At 70.8% G+C, this 17,559-nt stretch carries 15 protein-coding genes; 6 read left to right on the top strand and 9 right to left on the bottom strand.

The window, feature by feature from the left end; genetic code table 11:
• Positions 1-145: 145 nt before the first annotated feature.
• From AB0C28_RS15910 to AB0C28_RS15900, 3 genes are all read left to right on the top strand, one after another.
• Complete coding sequence (locus tag AB0C28_RS15910) at positions 146-1,333, top strand: MFS transporter (protein WP_357836940.1); 1,188 nt, start codon at positions 146-148, stop codon at positions 1,331-1,333.
• 135 nt (positions 1,334-1,468) lie between these two features.
• On the top strand, positions 1,469-2,206 hold the full coding sequence (locus AB0C28_RS15905; RefSeq protein ID WP_357836943.1) for a GntR family transcriptional regulator: 738 nt from the start codon (positions 1,469-1,471) through the stop codon (positions 2,204-2,206).
• A gap of 266 nt (positions 2,207-2,472) precedes the next feature.
• Positions 2,473-2,652 (top strand): hypothetical protein, encoded by a 180-nt coding sequence (locus AB0C28_RS15900; protein WP_357836946.1) that lies wholly within the window; start codon positions 2,473-2,475, stop codon positions 2,650-2,652.
• Between the two features lie 90 nt (positions 2,653-2,742).
• Here AB0C28_RS15900 and AB0C28_RS15895 read toward each other — a convergent pair whose 3' ends face one another.
• The 7 genes from AB0C28_RS15895 to AB0C28_RS15865 all read right to left on the bottom strand — a co-directional run bounded on the left by AB0C28_RS15895 (position 2,743) and on the right by AB0C28_RS15865 (position 12,249).
• Positions 2,743-3,732: a TerC family protein gene (locus tag AB0C28_RS15895; RefSeq protein ID WP_357837989.1), complete on the bottom strand. Its 990-nt coding sequence runs from the start codon at positions 3,730-3,732 to the stop codon at positions 2,743-2,745.
• Positions 3,733-3,740: 8 nt separating this feature from the next.
• Positions 3,741-4,244, bottom strand: coding sequence for a hypothetical protein (locus tag AB0C28_RS15890; RefSeq protein WP_346106293.1), 504 nt, complete (start codon positions 4,242-4,244; stop codon positions 3,741-3,743).
• Complete coding sequence (locus tag AB0C28_RS15885; RefSeq protein ID WP_357836949.1) at positions 4,244-5,650, bottom strand: Nramp family divalent metal transporter; 1,407 nt, start codon at positions 5,648-5,650, stop codon at positions 4,244-4,246. The genes AB0C28_RS15890 and AB0C28_RS15885 overlap by 1 nt, the downstream gene beginning before the upstream one ends.
• Before the next feature lie 164 nt (positions 5,651-5,814).
• The gene (locus AB0C28_RS15880) at positions 5,815-7,929 is read right to left on the bottom strand and encodes an acetate--CoA ligase family protein (protein ID WP_357836952.1); all 2,115 of its coding nucleotides are present in this window, start codon (positions 7,927-7,929) and stop codon (positions 5,815-5,817) included.
• Positions 7,930-9,153, bottom strand: a complete 1,224-nt coding sequence (gene frc, locus AB0C28_RS15875) for a formyl-CoA transferase (RefSeq protein ID WP_357836955.1) — start codon at positions 9,151-9,153, stop codon at positions 7,930-7,932. It lies immediately after the preceding gene.
• A gap of 13 nt (positions 9,154-9,166) precedes the next feature.
• Positions 9,167-10,840 (bottom strand): thiamine pyrophosphate-binding protein, encoded by a 1,674-nt coding sequence (locus tag AB0C28_RS15870; protein ID WP_357836958.1) that lies wholly within the window; start codon positions 10,838-10,840, stop codon positions 9,167-9,169.
• Positions 10,841-10,935: 95 nt separating this feature from the next.
• Positions 10,936-12,249 (bottom strand): molybdopterin molybdotransferase MoeA, encoded by a 1,314-nt coding sequence (locus tag AB0C28_RS15865; protein WP_357837992.1) that lies wholly within the window; start codon positions 12,247-12,249, stop codon positions 10,936-10,938.
• Positions 12,250-12,396: 147 nt separating this feature from the next.
• Here AB0C28_RS15865 and AB0C28_RS15860 point away from each other — a divergent pair, with 147 nt between their 5' ends.
• From AB0C28_RS15860 to AB0C28_RS15850, 3 genes are read left to right on the top strand one after another with little or no spacing between them, the layout of a single operon-like run.
• Complete coding sequence (locus tag AB0C28_RS15860) at positions 12,397-13,374, top strand: 2-dehydropantoate 2-reductase (protein WP_357836961.1); 978 nt, start codon at positions 12,397-12,399, stop codon at positions 13,372-13,374.
• A 38-nt stretch (positions 13,375-13,412) separates the two neighbouring features.
• Positions 13,413-13,544: a hypothetical protein gene (locus AB0C28_RS15855; protein ID WP_357836964.1), complete on the top strand. Its 132-nt coding sequence runs from the start codon at positions 13,413-13,415 to the stop codon at positions 13,542-13,544.
• The gene (locus tag AB0C28_RS15850; RefSeq protein WP_358074961.1) at positions 13,537-13,935 is read left to right on the top strand and encodes a formate dehydrogenase accessory sulfurtransferase FdhD; all 399 of its coding nucleotides are present in this window, start codon (positions 13,537-13,539) and stop codon (positions 13,933-13,935) included. The genes AB0C28_RS15855 and AB0C28_RS15850 overlap by 8 nt, the downstream gene beginning before the upstream one ends.
• Positions 13,936-14,084: 149 nt before the next feature.
• Here the strand turns inward: AB0C28_RS15850 and AB0C28_RS15845 are convergent, their stop codons facing one another.
• Together AB0C28_RS15845 and AB0C28_RS15840 are read right to left on the bottom strand one after the other, a co-directional pair.
• Positions 14,085-15,800 carry an ABC transporter ATP-binding protein gene (locus tag AB0C28_RS15845; protein WP_358074958.1) on the bottom strand — a complete coding sequence of 572 codons (1,716 nt, stop codon included), beginning with the start codon at positions 15,798-15,800 and terminating at the stop codon, positions 14,085-14,087.
• Positions 15,797-17,542, bottom strand: coding sequence for an ABC transporter ATP-binding protein (locus tag AB0C28_RS15840; RefSeq protein ID WP_358074956.1), 1,746 nt, complete (start codon positions 17,540-17,542; stop codon positions 15,797-15,799). Before AB0C28_RS15840 ends, AB0C28_RS15845 begins: the two co-directional genes overlap by 4 nt.
• Positions 17,543-17,559: the final 17 nt, after the last annotated feature.

The raw sequence follows: 17,559 nt of genomic DNA, 5'->3' as shown, positions 1-17,559 counted from the left end.
GACGGTATACCGTATGGAGTATCCTTCGTCTAGGGCCTCGACAGCGGTCGGTCGGCGGGATATTCCATACAGTATGGAGAATGCAATTAAGGATTGGCGGGGGCGTTCGTACTGCCCTGGACCCGTCCCGGCCGACCGTGCCCGCATGTTCCGGCTGGCCCTGGCCGCCATGGCGGCCATCGCGCCCCTGCAGTACGGCTACGCGGCCCTGCTCGCCCGCGACGCCGGCGGGCTGACCCTGCTGGCGGTGTGGATCGCCTGCCAGGCCGCCGGCGCCCTGCCCGCGCTCCACCTCGTGCGGCGCGGGCGCCTGGGCGTCCGCGCGTGCCTGGCAGCCGGCGCGGCGCTGAGCGGCCTCGGCCTGGCCACGGCCGCCCTCACCACCCCCGGACCGGCCGCACTCATCGGGTACGCGCTGCTCGGCGGGCTCGGCGGCGGGCTCGTCTACGGGGTCTGCGGGGAGGTCGTCTCCTCCTGGTATCCCGAGCGCCCGGCCGCCCGGGTCGGCCTGATCACCGGCGCCTTCGGCTACGGAGCCGTGCCGCTGCTGCTCTGGACCGGGATCGCCCCCGGCGCCACGTCCGCCGCCCTCCTGGTCTGCGCCGTGCTCGCCACGGCCGTCGTCGGTCTGGCCGCCTGGCACCTGCGGCTTCCGCCGGCCCGCTGGTGGCCCGGCGACGTCGATCCGCGCAGCCACGCCCTCGACGCCGCCCGGCTGCGCACCAGCCCCGAGGCGGTCAAGCAGTTCGGGCTGGCCCAGGCGGTGCGCACCCGTACGCTGCCGGCCCTGGCCCTGCTGCTGACGTGCGCGGGGGCGGTGTCGGTTTTCGACGTGATCGTGGTGGCGGGCACGGGCGCGTGGGGCGCGCTGGCCCTGCTCGTGGCGCTGAACGGCGCGGGCAGGTCGGTGGCGGTGCGGGCGTCGGAGCGGTTCGGCCGCCGCCGCGTGCTCGCCGCCGTCTTCGCCGCGCTCGCGCTCGGCCAGATCCTGCTGGCCGTGGCCGTCCAGAACGCGTCAGTGCAAGGGGCGACGTCCGCGGGCAGCCCGCTGCTGTGGCTCGGGGCCGTCGCGGCGGGGCTCGGCGGTGGCGCGTTCTATCCCCTGCTGGCCAGTCTCGTCCGCGAGCTCTTCGGCACCGAGCGGGCCACGGAGATCCACGCGGTGGTCTACAGTGCCAAGGCCGTGGCCGGAGTGGTGGCCGCCGTGCTGGCCCTGGTAGCGCTGACCGCTCCCGGTGCCGCCCTGCTGGCCGCCGCCGCGCTGGCGGCCCTGCCGGCCCTGGCCACGCCCCGGCTGCGCATCCCCGGCCTGCCCGTCACCATCCCGCTCTGAGGGTCTTCGGTGAATTCCCCCTAAAATCCCCCCGTTATATCCCCCTGTGATGAGTCTCACGACCATGGAGAACCCCTCCACGGTATGCTGTAGGCAGTCGACCAAAAACCTTAACTTGTCCTGGAGACGTGTCCCATGTTGCTGTCGGATCAGGCCGGTCAGACGGCGGCCGCCAAGATTCCCCGTCCGACGACGCTCCGCGAGAGCGTCATCGAGGCTATCCAAGAGCTCATCGTCTCCAGCCAGCTCAAGCCAGGCCAGCATCTCGTCGAAAGTGAGCTGGCCGAGCTGCTCGGCGTCTCCAGGCAGCCGGTCCGCGAGGCGTTGCAGCAGCTCAGCGGCGAGGGATGGGTCGATCTCCACCCGGGGCAGGGCGCGTTCGTGCACGTCCCGACGGTGGAGGAGGCCGACCAGCTGCTCGCCGTGCGCACGCTGCTGGAGACCGAGTCCGCCAGGCTCGCCGCGCAGCACGCGGGCGAGGAGGGCGTCAGGCGGCTGCGCGCGCTGTGCGCGCGCGGCATCGCCGCCGTGCAGTCCGACGACGTCGACGACGCGGTGGCGACCAACTCCGAGCTGCACGCCCTGGTCACGGACCTGTCGGGCAACAAGGTCCTGGCCGAGCTGGCCGCCCAGGTGGCCAGGCGGGTGCGGTGGTACCACACGCCGGTGGCCCGCCAGCGCGGCATGGCGTCCTGGGACGAGCACACCGCGCTGATCGACGCCATCGAGGCCGGTGACGAGCGCACGGCCGCGAAGATCATGCGCGATCACACCGAGCACACCCGGGCCTCCTACATGGAGCAGCGGGAGCACCAGCCGGCCGAGCCGGCGCCCAAGCCCGTACGCAGGCGCCGCCCGCGCCGCCTGGGCTGAACCCTCGCCGAACCTCCCTGGGCCGGTCGCGTCTGGACCGGTCCGATCTTCAGGGCGGTCTCCCTTGGGGTGGTCTCGTCCGAGCCGGCCTGGCTTGGACCGATCCCGCCCGGGTTCGACCTGCCCGGGAACACGCACGCCCGGATCCACGCCGTCCGGGGGTCGACCAGCGGTTTCCGGGTTTTGACACGGCGTTCACGTAAGTCCACATGCTCCGAAACACCTCGGGTAGAGGGTGGAGCTGTTACCGAATGGAGGTGCACGACATGAAAGCGTTCATCCGCTTTCTCTTGGGTGATCCCCTGGGCCAGTCCGCGGACGGCGGGACCATCGGCGCCGGCCTCAGTGCGGCGCTCAGGAAGCACTACTCCGCGCAGGACGCGGAGCACTACCTGCGCCAGTGGAGCGCCGAGCGGCACGACGTGCGCGACAACACGCGCCACTGAGCCGCCGGATCGGGCATGCATGCGCATGCCGATGAGCCGCGACAGGGGGGCGGCCACCCATGAGCAGCCACCGCCCCCGCGCGGCCCACGTCAATCCACCGGTGCCGGCTCCACCTCCTCGGCCTCCTTCTTGGCCGCGGCCTTGGCGTCGCGCGACGACTTGATCAGGCTCAGCACCGTGGTCACGGCGAGGGTGCCGATGATGACCCCCAGAGACACCAGGATCGGGATCTCCGGCGCCCACGACACACCGTCGTGGTGCAGCGCCTCCATGATCAGCTTCACGCCGATGAAGGCCAGCACCACCGACAGTCCCTTGCTGAGGTAGACGAGCCGGTCGAGCAGTCCTCCGATCAGGAAGAACAGCTGCCGCAGCCCCATGAGGGCGAAGGCGTTGGCGGTGAAGACCAGGTACGGCTCCTTGGTCAGCCCGAAGATGGCCGGGATCGAGTCCAGCGCGAACAGCAGGTCGGTGGTGCCGATCGCGACCATCACGATGAGCATCGGGGTGACCATCCTGCGCCCGTGGTGCACGGTGAGACGGGCGCCGTGATAGGTGTCCGTCGTCGGGAGCACCCGGCGAACGGTGCGCAGCGCGAGGTTCTCGGAGAACTCCGCCTCCTCGTCCTCGTGCCCGATCAGCTTCCACGCGGTGTAGACGAGGAAGGCGCCGAACACGTAGAAGAGCCAGTCGAACCTGGTGACGGCCTCAGCGCCGGCCGCGATGAAGCCGCCGCGCATGAAGAGGGCCAGGATGATGCCGATGAGCAGCACCTTCTGCCGATACTGCCGGGGCACCTGGAACCTGCTCATGATCAGCAGGAAGACGAAGAGGTTGTCCACGCTGAGCGAGTACTCGGTGATCCACCCGGCGAAGAACTCCCCTCCGTGCGCCGGGCCGGACAGCAGGAGCAGGCCGGCGCCGAAGGCCACGGCGAGCCCCACGTAGAAGGAGACCCAGGCCACGCACTCCTTGAAGCTGGGTTCGTGCGGGTTGCGGGCCACGAGCCAGAAGTCGAACGCGAGCACGACGCAGAAGCCGCCGATCGTGACCAGCCAGATCCACAGCGGCAGTTCCATCGCCGGCGTCATCTACGCGCCCCCTTCCGCGCGTTTCTGCGCTTGTCGACCACCCGGGCGAAGCGCAGGTACGTGCCGAGCAGGTCCTTGGCGAGCGGGTTGTCGCCGGCCCGGCGTACCAGCCAGTGCGGCATGAGCCGCTCGTGCATCCAGAGAAAGCCGATCGCGAAGCCGAGGGCGATCATCGCCTGGTAGGCCAGGAACGCCGGCACCCCTTCGGCCAGGCCGCCCGTCGGGGCCAGGACCTCCTGCGCCAGCCTGGACACCGGGAAGGCGGCCATCCAGTACAGGCCCACCGGCCCGAAGGTGCCGGGTCGGAAGACGCCGTGACCGAGCAGCATGCCGTACAGGCCGCCGAAGAGGCCGAGCGGCATGGCGAGCGCCAGGGCAGCCAGCGCGGCCATCCCGGTGGGCTGCCCCGCGAGCAGGGTCAGCCCACCGGCGATGGCACCGGCTACGGCTCCGATCGACGCCCCTGGCAGGGCGAGTTCGAGGCTGTGCCGTCCACCCATCAGCCCACGACCACGCCGTAGGCGAAGAGGCTGTAGAACAGCATCCCGAGATAGAACACCGCGCCGAAGCCGATGATCAGGTTGGTCCACCACTTGGGCCTGATCGGTTTCGGCAGCATGCGGTTGTTCACCAGGAGCAGGGTCACGCAGTACGCGCCCATGGCGAACGTCGACAGGAACGCCAGCGTGTCCAGGATCCCGCTCGGCCCGTCAGCCGGCCCGAACAGCAGGATCAGGATGCCGAAGATGATGACGCCCCAGAGGAAGATCCCGTACAGCTTCGACATGCCCAGCTTCTTCGCCCCGGGGACGAAGTGGAAGGACATGTCGGCCTGGCCACGGGAGAAGGAGTCGAACAGGCCGAGCGTGGCGTTCAGGCCGATCAGCGCGATGAACCCGAGGAAGACGGCCCCGAGAACCGAGCTGCCCGCCGACGAGACGGCGTCGGCCATCGCGGACAGCGCCACCTCCCGGTCGTCGCCCTGAATGGCCGTGCGCACGGCCGGGTTCTGGCGCACCGCCGACTGGGCGATCACCGTGAAGGAGATCGTGACCAGCATGGTGATGCCCCAGAACAGCAGCAGCGCGTCGAACGTGACCCAGCGCCGCCACCCCTTCCACTTCGCCATCTCGGCGGGGTCCTCGGTGTCGAACATGAACCCGCGCGAGGGCATCTCCTCTTCCTCGCCCGCGTGCCGCAGCCCGCGCACCTTCGGCAGGTGCACGCCCATGCCGGCGCCGGAGTCGCGCAGGTGCAGCGTGTACCACATCTGCTGCATGCCCGAGGGACCGGCGAAGGCGCACGCCCCGACGATGACGGGGAACCAGGCGGCCGACATGGCCTCCGGCGGCAGGTAGCCGAAGGAGAGCATGCCGGAGATGGTGGAAACCACGTCGCTCCACGATCCGACCATGGCCGCGACCACGGCCGTGCCGAGCACGAGAGCGCCGATGAGCAGCGACAGCACGTTCTCGAGCAGGTTGTAGATCACCTTGGCGAGGGTGAAGACCACGCCGACGAGGATCAGCCCGGCGACCGCGGTCACCACCCAGGGTATGCCGGTGATCTCCTCGAACGCCGCCGCTCCCGCCGACAGGTGTCCCGGCCAGATGTAGACGGCGATCGCCACGATGAAGAAGAACCACATCAGCGGCTTGAACACCCTGGCCGCGCCGGAGAAGATGCTCTCCCCCGTGGCCATGGCGTAACGGGCCATCTCCAGCATCACCACGGCCTGCAAGGTGACGCCGATCAGGAACAGCCACCGGATCTCCGGTCCGAACAGCAGGACCAGCCGGGGCCACATGTACGACTCGCCCATGCCCACGCCCAGGGCGACGAGGAACACCGTCGGCCCGAGAATGTGCACCGAGGGAGGCGCGTCGGGGAGCTTCCTGATGGGCATCGGCTCAAGCCGGCCCGCTTTCCATACTCGTTCATCCTCGACCGGCGGCGTGGCCGTCGCCGGTGGTGTGTTCGATGTGTCCACCTACGGACCTCCTGGGGGGTTGTTGCCTTCCTCGTGCGCCCCGAATAAGCCCCCTCGCCTGCTGCTGTCGCGCTCGGCTCTTAGCGCAACAGCCCGGCTGCCCTGGCCCAGCGGTACTTCGCACCTAGGACCGCCACGGGCTTCTCCGTCGTGTACGGGTACGCGACCACGCCATGCTCGTACAGGTACTCGCTGGCCTCCTCAACCTCGGTGTCGCCGGCGAGCGATGCCACGACCGGCTTGGTGTTGCCCTTCGCCCGCTCCTCCGCGACCACTTTCGCGATGAGCTCGGCGAAGACCATCGGCGGCGTCACGATCGTGTGCCAGTAGCCCAGGACGAGCGCGTGGATGCGGTCGTCCTGAAGGCCGAGGCGGACCGTGTTCTCGTAGGTCGAGGGGGGTTCGCCGCCGGTGATGTCGATGGGGTTGCCCGCCGCGCCGAACGGCGGGATGTAGGCGCGGAAGGCCGTGTCCAGGTCGTCGGGGATGTCCATGAGGGTCAGCCCGGCGTCCACGACGGCGTCGGAGAGCAGCACGCCCGAGCCGCCCGCCCCGGTGATGATGACGACGTTCTCGCCCTTGGGCGTGGGCAGGACGGGCAGCGCGCGGGCGTACTCGAGCATGTCGTTGAGCCCCGGCGCGCGCACCACCCCGGCCTGGCGCAGGATGTCGTCGTAGACCTTGTCGTCGCCGGCCAGCGCGCCGGTGTGCGAGCCCGCGGCCCGCGCGCCCATCGCGGTGCGGCCGGCCTTGAGCACGATGACCGGCTTCTCCTTGACGACCCGGCGGGCGGCCTCGACGAAGCCGCGACCGTCCTTGAGGTCCTCCAGGTGCATGGCCACGGCCTTGGTGTTGTCGTCCTGCTCGAAGAAGGTGAGCAGGTCGTCCTCGTCCACGTCGGCCTTGTTGCCGACGCCGACGATGGCCGAGACGCCCATCTTCGAGGTGCGGCTGAAGCCCAGGATGGCCATCCCGATGCCGCCGCTCTGCGAGGTCAGCGCCACGCTGCCGCGCACGTCGTACGGGGTGCAGAAGGTGGCGCAGAGGTTTTCCGGCGTGTAGTAGTAGCCGTAGATGTTCGGCCCGAGCATGCGCACGCCGTGCCTGCGGGCGATCTCGACGATCTCCTTCTGGCCCTCCACGTTCCCGGTCTCGGCGAACCCGGACGGGATCATGACGGCGCCCGCCGCGCCCTTCTGCCCGACCTCCTCCAGGGCGGGGGCGACGAACTTGGCCGGGATGGCGAAGACGGCCACGTCCACGTCGCCGGGCACGTCGGTGACGCTCTTGTACGCCTTGAGCCCCATGATCTCGTCGGCCTTGGGGTTGATCGGGTAGATCTGCCCCTGGTAGCCGCCGTTGATGAGGTTCTTCATGACCGAGTTGCCGATCTTGCCGTTCTCGGCCGAGGCACCGATCACGGCGACCGAGCGCGGCTTGAAGATCCGGTTCATCTGCCGCAGGATCTCCTCGCGCGACAGCCTGGTGACCTCGGGCTGCGGGGTCCCGATGATGACGCGCACGTCGGCGGCGACCGCGCCGTTCGCGTCGGCGAAGACGGGGTTGAGGTCCACCTCGACGATCTCGGGGATGTCGGTGACGAGCCGGCCGACGCGCTCGATCAGCGCCGCCAGCGCCTCCCGGTTGGCGGGTTCCGCCCCCCGGACCCCGCGGAGCACTTCCGCCGCCCTGATGTCGTCCAGCATCTTCAGCGCATCATCGCCTGAAACCGGGGCAAGACGGAAGGTCACGTCCTTAAGTACTTCAACCAGGACACCGCCCAGGCCGAACGCGATGACCTTGCCGAAGGTCGGATCGGTGACCGCGCCCACGATGACCTCGTGCCCGCCACCGACCAGCTGCTGCACCTGGATGCCGTCGATCTTGGCGTCGGGGTTGTAGGCGCGGGCATTGGTCAGGATCGTGTCGTAGCCGGCGCGTACCTCCTCGGCGCTCTTCAGCCCGACGAGCACGCCGCCGGCGTCCGTCTTGTGCAGGATGTCCGGCGAGACGATCTTCAGGACGACGGGGAACCCGATCTCCCCGGCCAGCCGGGCGGCCTCGTCGGCCGAGGTGGCCAGGCCCTCGCCGGGGGTGGCGATGCCGTACGCCTGGCAGAGCTCGCGGCCCTCGGGGGCCGTCAGGGCCGTGCGCCCTTCCGCCAGCGCCTTCTCGATGACTTCCCTGGGGCCCACTTAGATGACTCCGTTCGACTTGAGTTCAGCCAGCTCGTCAGCGCTCACGCCGAGCTCGCCGTAGATCTCGTGGTTGTGCTCGCCGAGCAGCGGCGGGGTGCGCACGTCCACCGGCGAGTCCGACAGCTGCAGGGGGCTGCCCACGGTGACGAACTCGCCGCGCTGCGGGTGATCGACCGAGACGACGATGCCCTCCTCGCGCAGGCTCTGGTCCTCCACCAGCTCCTTGGTGGACAGGATCGGCCCGCAGGGGATGTTCTCGGCGTTGAGCCGGTCGAGCACCGTCCACTTGTCGTGCCGGATCGTCCACTCCTCGATGAGCTGGAACATCTTGTCCAGCTTCGACAGCCGCGCCTCCGGCGTCGCCCACTCGGGGTCGTCGGCCAGCTCGGGCCGGCCGATGATGGCCGAGATCGGCTTCCAGCCGACCGGCTGGACGATCACGTAGATGTAGTCGTTCGGGCCGCCGGGAGCGCAGCGCACCGCCCAGCCCGGCTGGCCGCCGCCGCTGGCGTTGCCGGAGCGCGGCACCTCGTCGCCGAACGTCCTGTTGGGGTATTCACGCAGCGGGCCGTGCGCCAGGCGCTGCTGGTCGCGCAGCTTGACGCGGCACAGGTTCAGCACGGCGTGCTGCATGGCCACCTGTACGCGCTGGCCGCGGCCGGTCTGGCCCCGCTGGTAGAGGGCGGCCAGGATGCCGGCCACCACGTGGATGCCGGTGCCCGAGTCGCCGATCTGGGCCCCGGTGGCCATCGGCGGGCCGTCCTCGAAGCCCGTGGTGCTCATCGAGCCGCCCATGGCCTGGGCGATCACCTCGTACGCCTTGAACTTGGCGTACTTGCCCTGGCCGAAGCCCTTGATCGAGGCGTAGATGAGGCGGGGGTTGAGCTCCTGGAGGCGATCCCAGGAGAAGCCCATGCGGTCCACCGCGCCGGGACCGAAGTTCTCCACCAGGATGTCGGCGTTCTTCACCAGCTCGGTGAAGATCTCCTTGCCCCGCTCGCTCTTCATGTTGAGGGTGATGCTGCGCTTGTTGCAGTTGAGCATCGTGAAGTAGAGGCTGTCGACGTCTGGCACGTCGCGCAGCTGCTGCCGGGTGATGTCGCCGGTCGGCGCCTCCAGCTTGATCACGTCGGCGCCCAGCCAGCCGAGCAGCTGGGTGGCCGACGGACCCGACTGGACGTGGGTCATGTCGAGGACGCGAACACCTTCGAGAGCCTTCATCTCAAGCTTTCCCCTACTTGTACATGGTCTGGTTCATGGTTCCGGGGGCGTACACCTCTGGGTCGACCCAGACGTTGATCAGGGAGGGCTTGCCCGACTGCCTGGCCCGCTCAAGGGCGGGACGGATCTCGGCCGGGTCGCGCACCTCCTCGCCGTAGCCGCCGAGGAGCTTGGCGAACTCCCCGTAGCGGATGTCGCCGAGCGTGTTGCCCACGCGGGCGCGGTCCTCGCCGTACTTGGCGGCCTGGCCGTAGCGGATCTGGTTCATCGAGGAGTTGTTGCCGATGACCCCGATGAACGGCAGGTCGAAGCGGACCATGGTCTCGAAGTCCCAGCCGGTCAGGCTGAAGGCGCCGTCACCGAACAGGCACAGCACCTCCTTGTCGCGGCGGGCCTGCTTGGCGGCCATCGCGAAGGCCATGCCGACGCCGAGCGTGCCCAGGGGGCCCGGGTCCATCCAGTGGCCCGGCGACTTCGGCTGCACGACCTGGCCGGAGAAGGTGACGATGTCGCCGCCGTCGCCGATGTAGATCGTGTCCTCGGTCAGGAACTCGTTGATCTCGTGCACGAGGCGGTACGGGTCGATCGGCTGGGCGCCGGAGAGCTGGCGGGGCAGGCGCTTCTCGTACGCCTTGGTCTCGACCGCGCGCAGCTCCTCCAGCCACTCCTTGCGGCGGGCGGCGCCGTTCTCGACCCGGCCGCTGGCGGCCTGGGCCGTCGCCGCCAGGATGAGGCCGGCGTCGCCGACGATCCCGAGGTCGATGTCGCGGTTCTTGCCGACGGTGCGGTAGTCGAGGTCGATCTGCACGACCTTGGCCGTCGGCGACAGGCGCTTGCCGTAGCCCATCCGGAAGTCGAACGGGGTGCCGACGATGATGATCAAGTCGGCCTCGGTGAAGGCGTACCTGCGGCTGAGCTGGAAGTGGTGCGGGTCGCCGGGCGGGAGCGTGCCGCGGCCGGAGCCGTTCATGTACGCGGGCACGTTCAGAGCCCTGACGAAGTCGATGGCCGCGTCCGTGGCGCGGCACGTCCAGACCTGGTTGCCGAGCAGGATGCACGGCTTCTCGGAGTGCGCGAGCAGGTCCGCCAGCCGCTCGATGGCCTCGGGGTCGCCCTGCTGGCGGGTGGAGGCCCGGTAGTGGCCGGCCTCGGGGATGCGCGCCTTCTCGACCGGCACCTTCGCGTCGAGCACGTCGCGCGGGATCTCCAGGAACGACGGCCCGGGAGCGCCGTGGTAGCACTCGCGGAAAGCCATCGACACGATGTCGGCCACCCGTTCCGTGCTGGGCACCGTGGCCGCGAACTTGGTGATCGGGGTCATCATGTCGACGTGCGGGAGGTCCTGCAGCGAGCCCATCTTGTGCTGGCTCAGCGCCCCCTGACCGCCGATGAGCAACATCGGGCTCTCCGCCCTGAAGGCGTTGGCCACGCCAGTGACGGCGTCGGTCGTGCCCGGCCCGGCGGTGACGACCGCGCAGCCGGGCTTGCCGGTGATGCGCGCGTAACCGTCCGCGGCGTGCGCGGCCACCTGCTCATGGCGTACGTCGATGACCTCGATGCCCTCATCGACGCAGCCGTCGTAGATATCGATGATGTGGCCGCCGCAGAGCGTGTAGATCACGTCCACGCCCTCGGCCTTGAGTGCCTTGGCTACGAGATGACCGCCAGAGATCGTTTCCGACATCATGCCACCCTTTCCCGGCGACTGAACTGCCCACTGTCTGTCTTCCGCATACTGCATACCGTATGAACGCAATGGTTACCCCCTCGCGATGGGCCTGTCTAGCCCCCTGGGGGCAACTCGATCAGCTCGACCCGCTCTCCCGACCACCCCGGAGGGACCACCGCAAGTGCCCCGGCCAGGGCCGCACCCCACAAAGAGCCCGGCCGATCGTGTCCCACGGGAATCGCTCCCCGCTCGGATCCGAGCACCGGAACCAGCCGGGTGTCACGGGGATGCGGGTGCACGACCCCGTGCAGCGCGCTCGTCTCCACGGCCGCCGGCGTCCCGGTCAGCTCGCGCAGGATCGGGGCGAGCAGCGTCAGCGAGGCGGCCAGGGCCGCGAACGGGTTGCCCGGCAGACCCACCACGAGCCGGCCGTCGCGGAGACGGGCGAGGAGCTGGGGGTGGCCTGGGCGGACGGCGACGCCGTCGACGAGCACCTCGGCGGCCAGGCCGTCGAGCACGGCCCGCAGGTGGTCGGCGGGGCCCTTCGACGAGGCCCCGCACACGACCACGATCTCGGCCGCCGGCTCAGCCGAACGGCCGTCAGCGACCGCGGCCGACTCAGGCGCGCGGCCGTCAGCGACGAAGGCCGCCGGCGAATGACCGACCGCGGGAGCGGCCTGCTCCGGTGAACGGCCGCCCTCCTCGGGGGGATGTTGCCATGCGCCGGCGGTCTCGCGCCAGCCCCCGGTGAGCGCGGCGCGCAGGGGGTCGGCGCCGTCGGGGAGGCGGTCCACGGTCGTCACGCGCCCCCCGGCCCACTCCACCAGGCCCGGCAGGAACGGCCCGATCGCGTCCCTGACCCGGCCAGGGCCCGGCAGCCCGTGATCGACCACCTCGTCCCCAGTGACCAGCACGGCGACGCGCGGGCGGGGCCGTACCGGCAGCTCGTCGTGGCCGAGCGCGGCGGCCAGCCCGAGCGCCGCCGGCGTCACCACGGCGCCCTCCGGCAGCACGACCGCCCCCTCGGGGACGTCCTCACCGCGCCGCCTGATGTGCCTGCCCTCCTCGGCCGGGCCGCGAACCCGCCCGCCGGTCGCGTCCGCCCGCTCGTACGGCAGCACCGAATCGGCGCCGGCGGGCACGGGAGCGCCGGTCGCGATCTCCACCGCCTCCCCCGCCCGCAGCGGCCGGTCGTGGGCCGCCCCGCCGGCGAGCACGCGCGCCACCACGCGCCACGGCCCAGGACCGGCCACGGCGTAGCCGTCCATCGCCGAGACGTCCGTCCCCGGCACGGCGACCAGCGCCGTCAGCGGCCCGGCCAGCCGGCGTCCGAGCGCCTCCCGCAAGGGGACCGTCTCGGGCTTGGCCGGGCAGGCCGCACCGGCCGCGAGGGCCCGCGCGGCGGGCCAGGAGATCGCTTCCACCACTGGTCCATGCCACGCAACGGCCACGGGCACACTCCTTGACCCTCGTTTTTCCATACTGTATACCGAATGCACGACGGGCCGCGATTTTGCGGCCCGTCGCAAGTTACGGGCCCGTACTTGTCATCCGACGCGAGAACGGAGCGCAGCATGAAGGTCGCTGTTCTTGGCGCCGGCGCCATCGGCGCTTACGTGGGCGCCGCCCTGCACAGGGCGGGAGTCGAGGTGCACCTCATCGCGAGAGGTCAGCACCTCGAAGCCATACGTAGCGCAGGTGTGCGGGTGCTCACCCCCAGGGGCGATTTCATCGCCCATCCCCATGCCACCGACGACCCCACCCAGGTCGGTCCGGTGGACCACGTCTTCCTGGGCCTCAAGGCGAACAGCTACGCCTCGGCCGGCCCCATGATCGAGCCGCTTCTGCACGAGACCACCAGCATCATCGCCGCGCAGAACGGCATCCCGTGGTGGTACTTCCACGGACTCAAGGGCCCGTACGAGGGCTACCGCATCGAGAGCGTCGACCCCGGCGGAGCGGTGACATCCGCCTTACCCCTCGACCGCGCGATCGGCTGCGTCGTCTACGCCGCCACCGAGATCGAGGAACCCGGCGTGATCCGTCACCTCGAAGGCACCCGCTTCTCCATCGGCGAGCCCAGCGGCGAGCCGACCGAGCGGTGCGCCGCCTTCAGCGAGGCCGCCATCGCGGGCGGACTGAAGTGCCCGGTCGAGCGTGATCTCCGCCGGGACGTCTGGATCAAACTCATGGGCAACATCGCCTTCAATCCGATCAGCGCCCTCGCCAGGGCGACGATGGCCGGAATCTGCCGTCATGACGGCACCAGGGAACTGGTCGTGGCCATGATGACGGAGACCGTGGAGGTGGCCAGGCGCGTGGGCTGCGATCCGGGGATCTCCATCGAGCGCCGCCTTCGGGGGGCCGAGAAGGCGGGCGAGCACAAGACGTCCACACTCCAGGACCTGGAGAAGGGCAAACCGCTGGAGCTCGACGTGCTGCTGGCCGCGGTGGTCGAACTGGCCGACCTCACCGGGGCCGAGGTGCCGACGCTGCGCGCGATCCACGCGGTCAGCGACCTGCTCAACGAGAATGTTGTTCGTGCGGTCTGACACGGTATACCGTAGCCCGTATACACTACGGAGCCATCGTGAGCCATGACCGCCTGACCCGTCCACCCGCCTCCGTACGCGTCGAGCCGCCCGCGACCTCGCCGCACGGCAACCCCGTCACGAAAGGCGACCACAACGACAAGGAGCACCTCGGGCACCGCCATGTCTGAGGCGGTACGCACAGTGGCCCGCCGGAGCGTTGCCGACGACCCCGTCGACCTGGCGCGGCCGACCGTCGCGAGCCCGCCGGACCGGCCCCGCGCCGCCCGGCGGGCCTCCGACCGGAACGGGGGCCTGCACACGGCCGGCCTGTTCCCGGCGGACGGCGAGCCACTGTGCGTATGCGAGCACGTCGGCCGGCACGACACCATCGATCAACTGCCTGACCGATCCGAAAGACGACCACTACAAGACACCACCCTGACGGTGCCGATCCGGGGCACCGCCCCGGCGGTCCCACCGCAGGGCACCGTCCACACAGGCGACCGGCGGCACCGCACCGGCCAGAACGTCACCCCGGGCACCGGCAACGGCTCTGCCGGCGCACGACCACCGGGGTGATGACGGGACGCCGCACGGCACACCTGGCCCCCAGTGTGGCCGTGCGGCGGGCCCTGTCTAACTTGCCGCCCTGTCGGGCGGCGGAGGCTCGGTCGCCTCAATGCCGCCGCCTTGCGACGATCGAAAACCTCGCACTTCGTGCGTTGGCCCTACTCGGGGGCTGCGGGCGCCATGGAGATGGTCCAGAAGGCGGCATAGCGGCCGTCGCGGCTGAGCAGCTCCTCGTGGGTGCCTTCTTCCAGCACCCGGCCGTCGTCCAGGAAGGCGATGTGGTCGGCGTCGCGTACCGTACGCAGCCGGTGTGCGGCCATCACCACCGTCCGGCCCGCCATCAGCCGTTCGATGCCCTCGTGGACGGCCGCTTCGTTGACCGGGTCGAGGGCCGAGGTCACCTCGTCCAGCAGCACGATGGGGGCGTCCTTCAGCAGGGCGCGGGCGATGGAGACGCGCTGGCGTTCGCCGCCCGACAGCAGGGTGCCGCCCTCCCCGACTGCGGTGGACCAGCCGTCCGGCAGGCGTTCGATCACCTCGTCCAGGCGGGCCGCGGTCGCCGCCGCACGGACCTCGGCTTCTGTGGCGCCGGGGCGGCCGAGGCGGATGTTGTCCTCGATGGTGCCGTCGAAGAGGTAGACGTCCTGGAAGACGATGGCGATCCGGGACATGAGCGCCTGCGTGGCGATGTCGCGGACGTCCGTGCCGCCGATGCGGATCACACCCGTGTCCACGTCGTGGAAGCGGGCCAGGAGCTGCAGCAAGGTGCTCTTGCCCGCACCCGAAGGGCCGACGACGGCCAGCCGCCGGCCTTCTGGGAGGGTCAGCGAGAGGCGGTCGATCACCGTGCGGTCGCCGTGGCGGAAGGTGACGGAGTCGAACTCCAGGTCGTGCCGGGCCGGTTCGACCGGCTCGCGGGGTTCGGGGAGCGGCGGGGTGCGCAGGAGCGTGTCGAGCTTGGTCAGCTCGGCGCGGGCGCCCCGGAGCTGGCCGCCGATGTCGCCGAGGGAGAGGAGGGGGTCGGCGCAGCGGGTGGCCAGGACCAGGATGGTGAGCACCTCGGCGGGGCCGATGGTGCCGCCCAGCGCCAGGTAGGTGCCCAGGACCAGCAGTGCGGTGAAGATCGCCTGCACGGTGAGTGACAGGCCGAGGATGCCGGGCAGCGCCGAGATCATGGAGCGGCGGGAGGCGCGCTGGAGCTCTCGCAGGGAGTCGTCGAGCAGGCCGAAGCGTTCGGTGGTGCGGCCGCCCGCCCGTAGCACCGGCTGGGCCTGCAGGTATTCGATGACCCGACCGGCGGCCTGCTGGTCGCGGTGGTGGCGTTCGGTGTCGGCGGCGGCCGTGGCGCGTCCCGTCCAGAGCTGGATCCCCGTCACGACGGGGACGGCGAGCAGTGCGGCCAGCCCGAGCTGCCAGTTGAAGGCGAGCATCACCGCGACGATGGTGAGGGGGGTGACGGCGGCGGAGATGTAGGGCGACAGCACGTGTGCGAGCACGCTCATCGCCTGGAGCACGCCTCTGCTCGCCAGGAGCGAGACTTCGCCGACGCGGCCGGGGGCGTACCAGCCGATGGGCAGGCGGGCCAGGTGGTCGCCGAGCCGCCGGTACGTACCGCGCAGCAGAGTGGTTCCGACGCGGAAACCGGACAGGTCGCCAGCGTAGCGGAGCACGGCGTAGAGCGCGACCGCCGCGCCGAAGGCGATGAGCCAGGGGCGGGCGGCGGCGGTGTCGTCGCCGAGCAGGGCTCGCAGCACGGGGACCAGCAGGGCGTAGGACAGTCCTTCGGCGATCGCGGTGGCCGTCATCAGGGCCACGGTGCGGCGCACCGGTCGTGCGTACTGGTGTCCCAGGACGCGCAGGAGCATGCGGATCATCGGGGCTCGTCTCCTCGGTGGGATCGCCAGAACGCGGCGAACCTGCCGTTCCGGCTCAGCAGTTCCGCGGGGGTGCCGCGCTCGACGATCGCTCCGTCGTCCAGCATCACGACGGTGTCGGCGTCGGCGATCGTCTCTAGGCGGTGGGCGATGACCACGATGGTGCGATCGCCCTGCGATGTGGTCAGCGCCTGCCGTACCGCCTGCTCGGTCTGTGGATCGGCGAACGCGGTCGCCTCGTCCAGCACCAGCACGGGGGTGTCGGCGAGCAGCGCGCGGGCGATGGCGATCCGTTGCGCCTCACCGCGCGACAGCCCGGCCTCCTCGTCGAGCACCGTGTCGTAGCCGCGCGGCAGCCGCAGGATCCGGTCGTGGACATCGGCCAGTTTTGCGGCCCTGACCACCTGGTCGCGGCCGGCCCGCGGGACCGCGAGCGCGATGTTGTCGGCGACGGAGGCACGCAGGAGGCGGATGTCCTGGAAGACGAAGGAGATCGTCCGGTAGAGCTGCCCGCTGCCGAGCTCGCGCAGATCGACGCCGCCCAGGGTGATCGAGCCGTGGGTGGGGTCGAAGAACCGGGGCAGCAGCTGGATCAGGGTGGACTTGCCGCTGCCCGAGGGGCCCACGATCGCGGTGGTCGTGCCGGGTTCGAGCACCAGGTCGACGCCGCGCAGCACCGTGCGGCCGGCGTCGTAGCCGAAGCTCACGTCCCGCAGCTCCAGCCGGTGCCCGCGCGCCGCGGCCGGGCGGGCGGGCTCGGGCAGGGGCTCCACCGCCAGCACGTCCTTGATCCGGCCGACCGCGCGCCAGGCCGCCCGCATGTCGTCGAACCCGTGCCCCAGCGCCGCCACCGGAGCGGTCAGCCCCAGGCCGAGCAGCAGGAACGGCAGCAGGTCTGCCGGCGCCAGGCCGCCGCCGGCGATCAGGACGGTGCCGCCGGCCAGCACGACCAGCAGCACGAACGGCGGCGCCAGCGCCGTCTGCATCCCGGCGGCGATCGGCGCCAGCCCGCGCGCCCACCGCAGGAACGTGCCGGCGAACTCGTCCGTGGCCGTCAGGAACCTCCGGTGCGTACGCTCGGCCCCGCCGTACGCCTTGACCACCGCGATGCCCTGCACGAACTCCACGACCGAGTCGGCGATCCGCCCCATGGCCGCGTCGAACTCGCGCTGCTCCCGCTGCCGCGCCGGGGTCATCATCAACGGGACCAGCGCCACCGCCAGCAGCACCGGGATCAACGTGATCAGCGTGAGCCGCCAGTCCACCGTGAACAGGTAGACCAGCGACACCAGCGGCACCACGAACGCCGAGACCAGCTCGCCGGGCGTGTGCGCGATGAACGGATGCACCGCGCTCACGTCCTCGCCCACCACCTTGGCCAGCTCGCCCGTCCCGCGCCGGGAGAACCACCCGATCGGGACGCGGCCCAGGTGTGCGGCCAGCCGCCGCCGGAAGGCCAGCTGAACCCGGCCGTCGAGCAGATGCCCGATCCCCGACGACGCGGCGGTGAACAGCAGCCGGACCAGCAGGCCGGCCACGCCGGCGAGCACCGCGGACCAGACGTGAGCGCGATCGAGCGGGCCGGGCGACAGCAGGGCGCGCCCCACCTCGGCCACCGCCAGGAGCGGCGCCAGGCCCGCCACGGCGCCGATCACCTGAAGGATCACCAGGGCGGCGAAACCGCCCGCGTGCGGGCGGAGCAGCCCGGCCACGGTGCCGGAGTCCGGCCGGATGTCGCTCACCGGGACGCTCCCGGAGG

The sequence above is a fragment of the Nonomuraea sp. NPDC048892 genome (assembly GCF_040649735.1).
In the GTDB taxonomy this organism is placed as follows: domain Bacteria; phylum Actinomycetota; class Actinomycetes; order Streptosporangiales; family Streptosporangiaceae; genus Nonomuraea; species Nonomuraea maheshkhaliensis.
The sequence above is the reverse complement of the archived record's forward strand: the minus strand, read 5'-3'. Positions and strand labels throughout refer to the sequence as shown.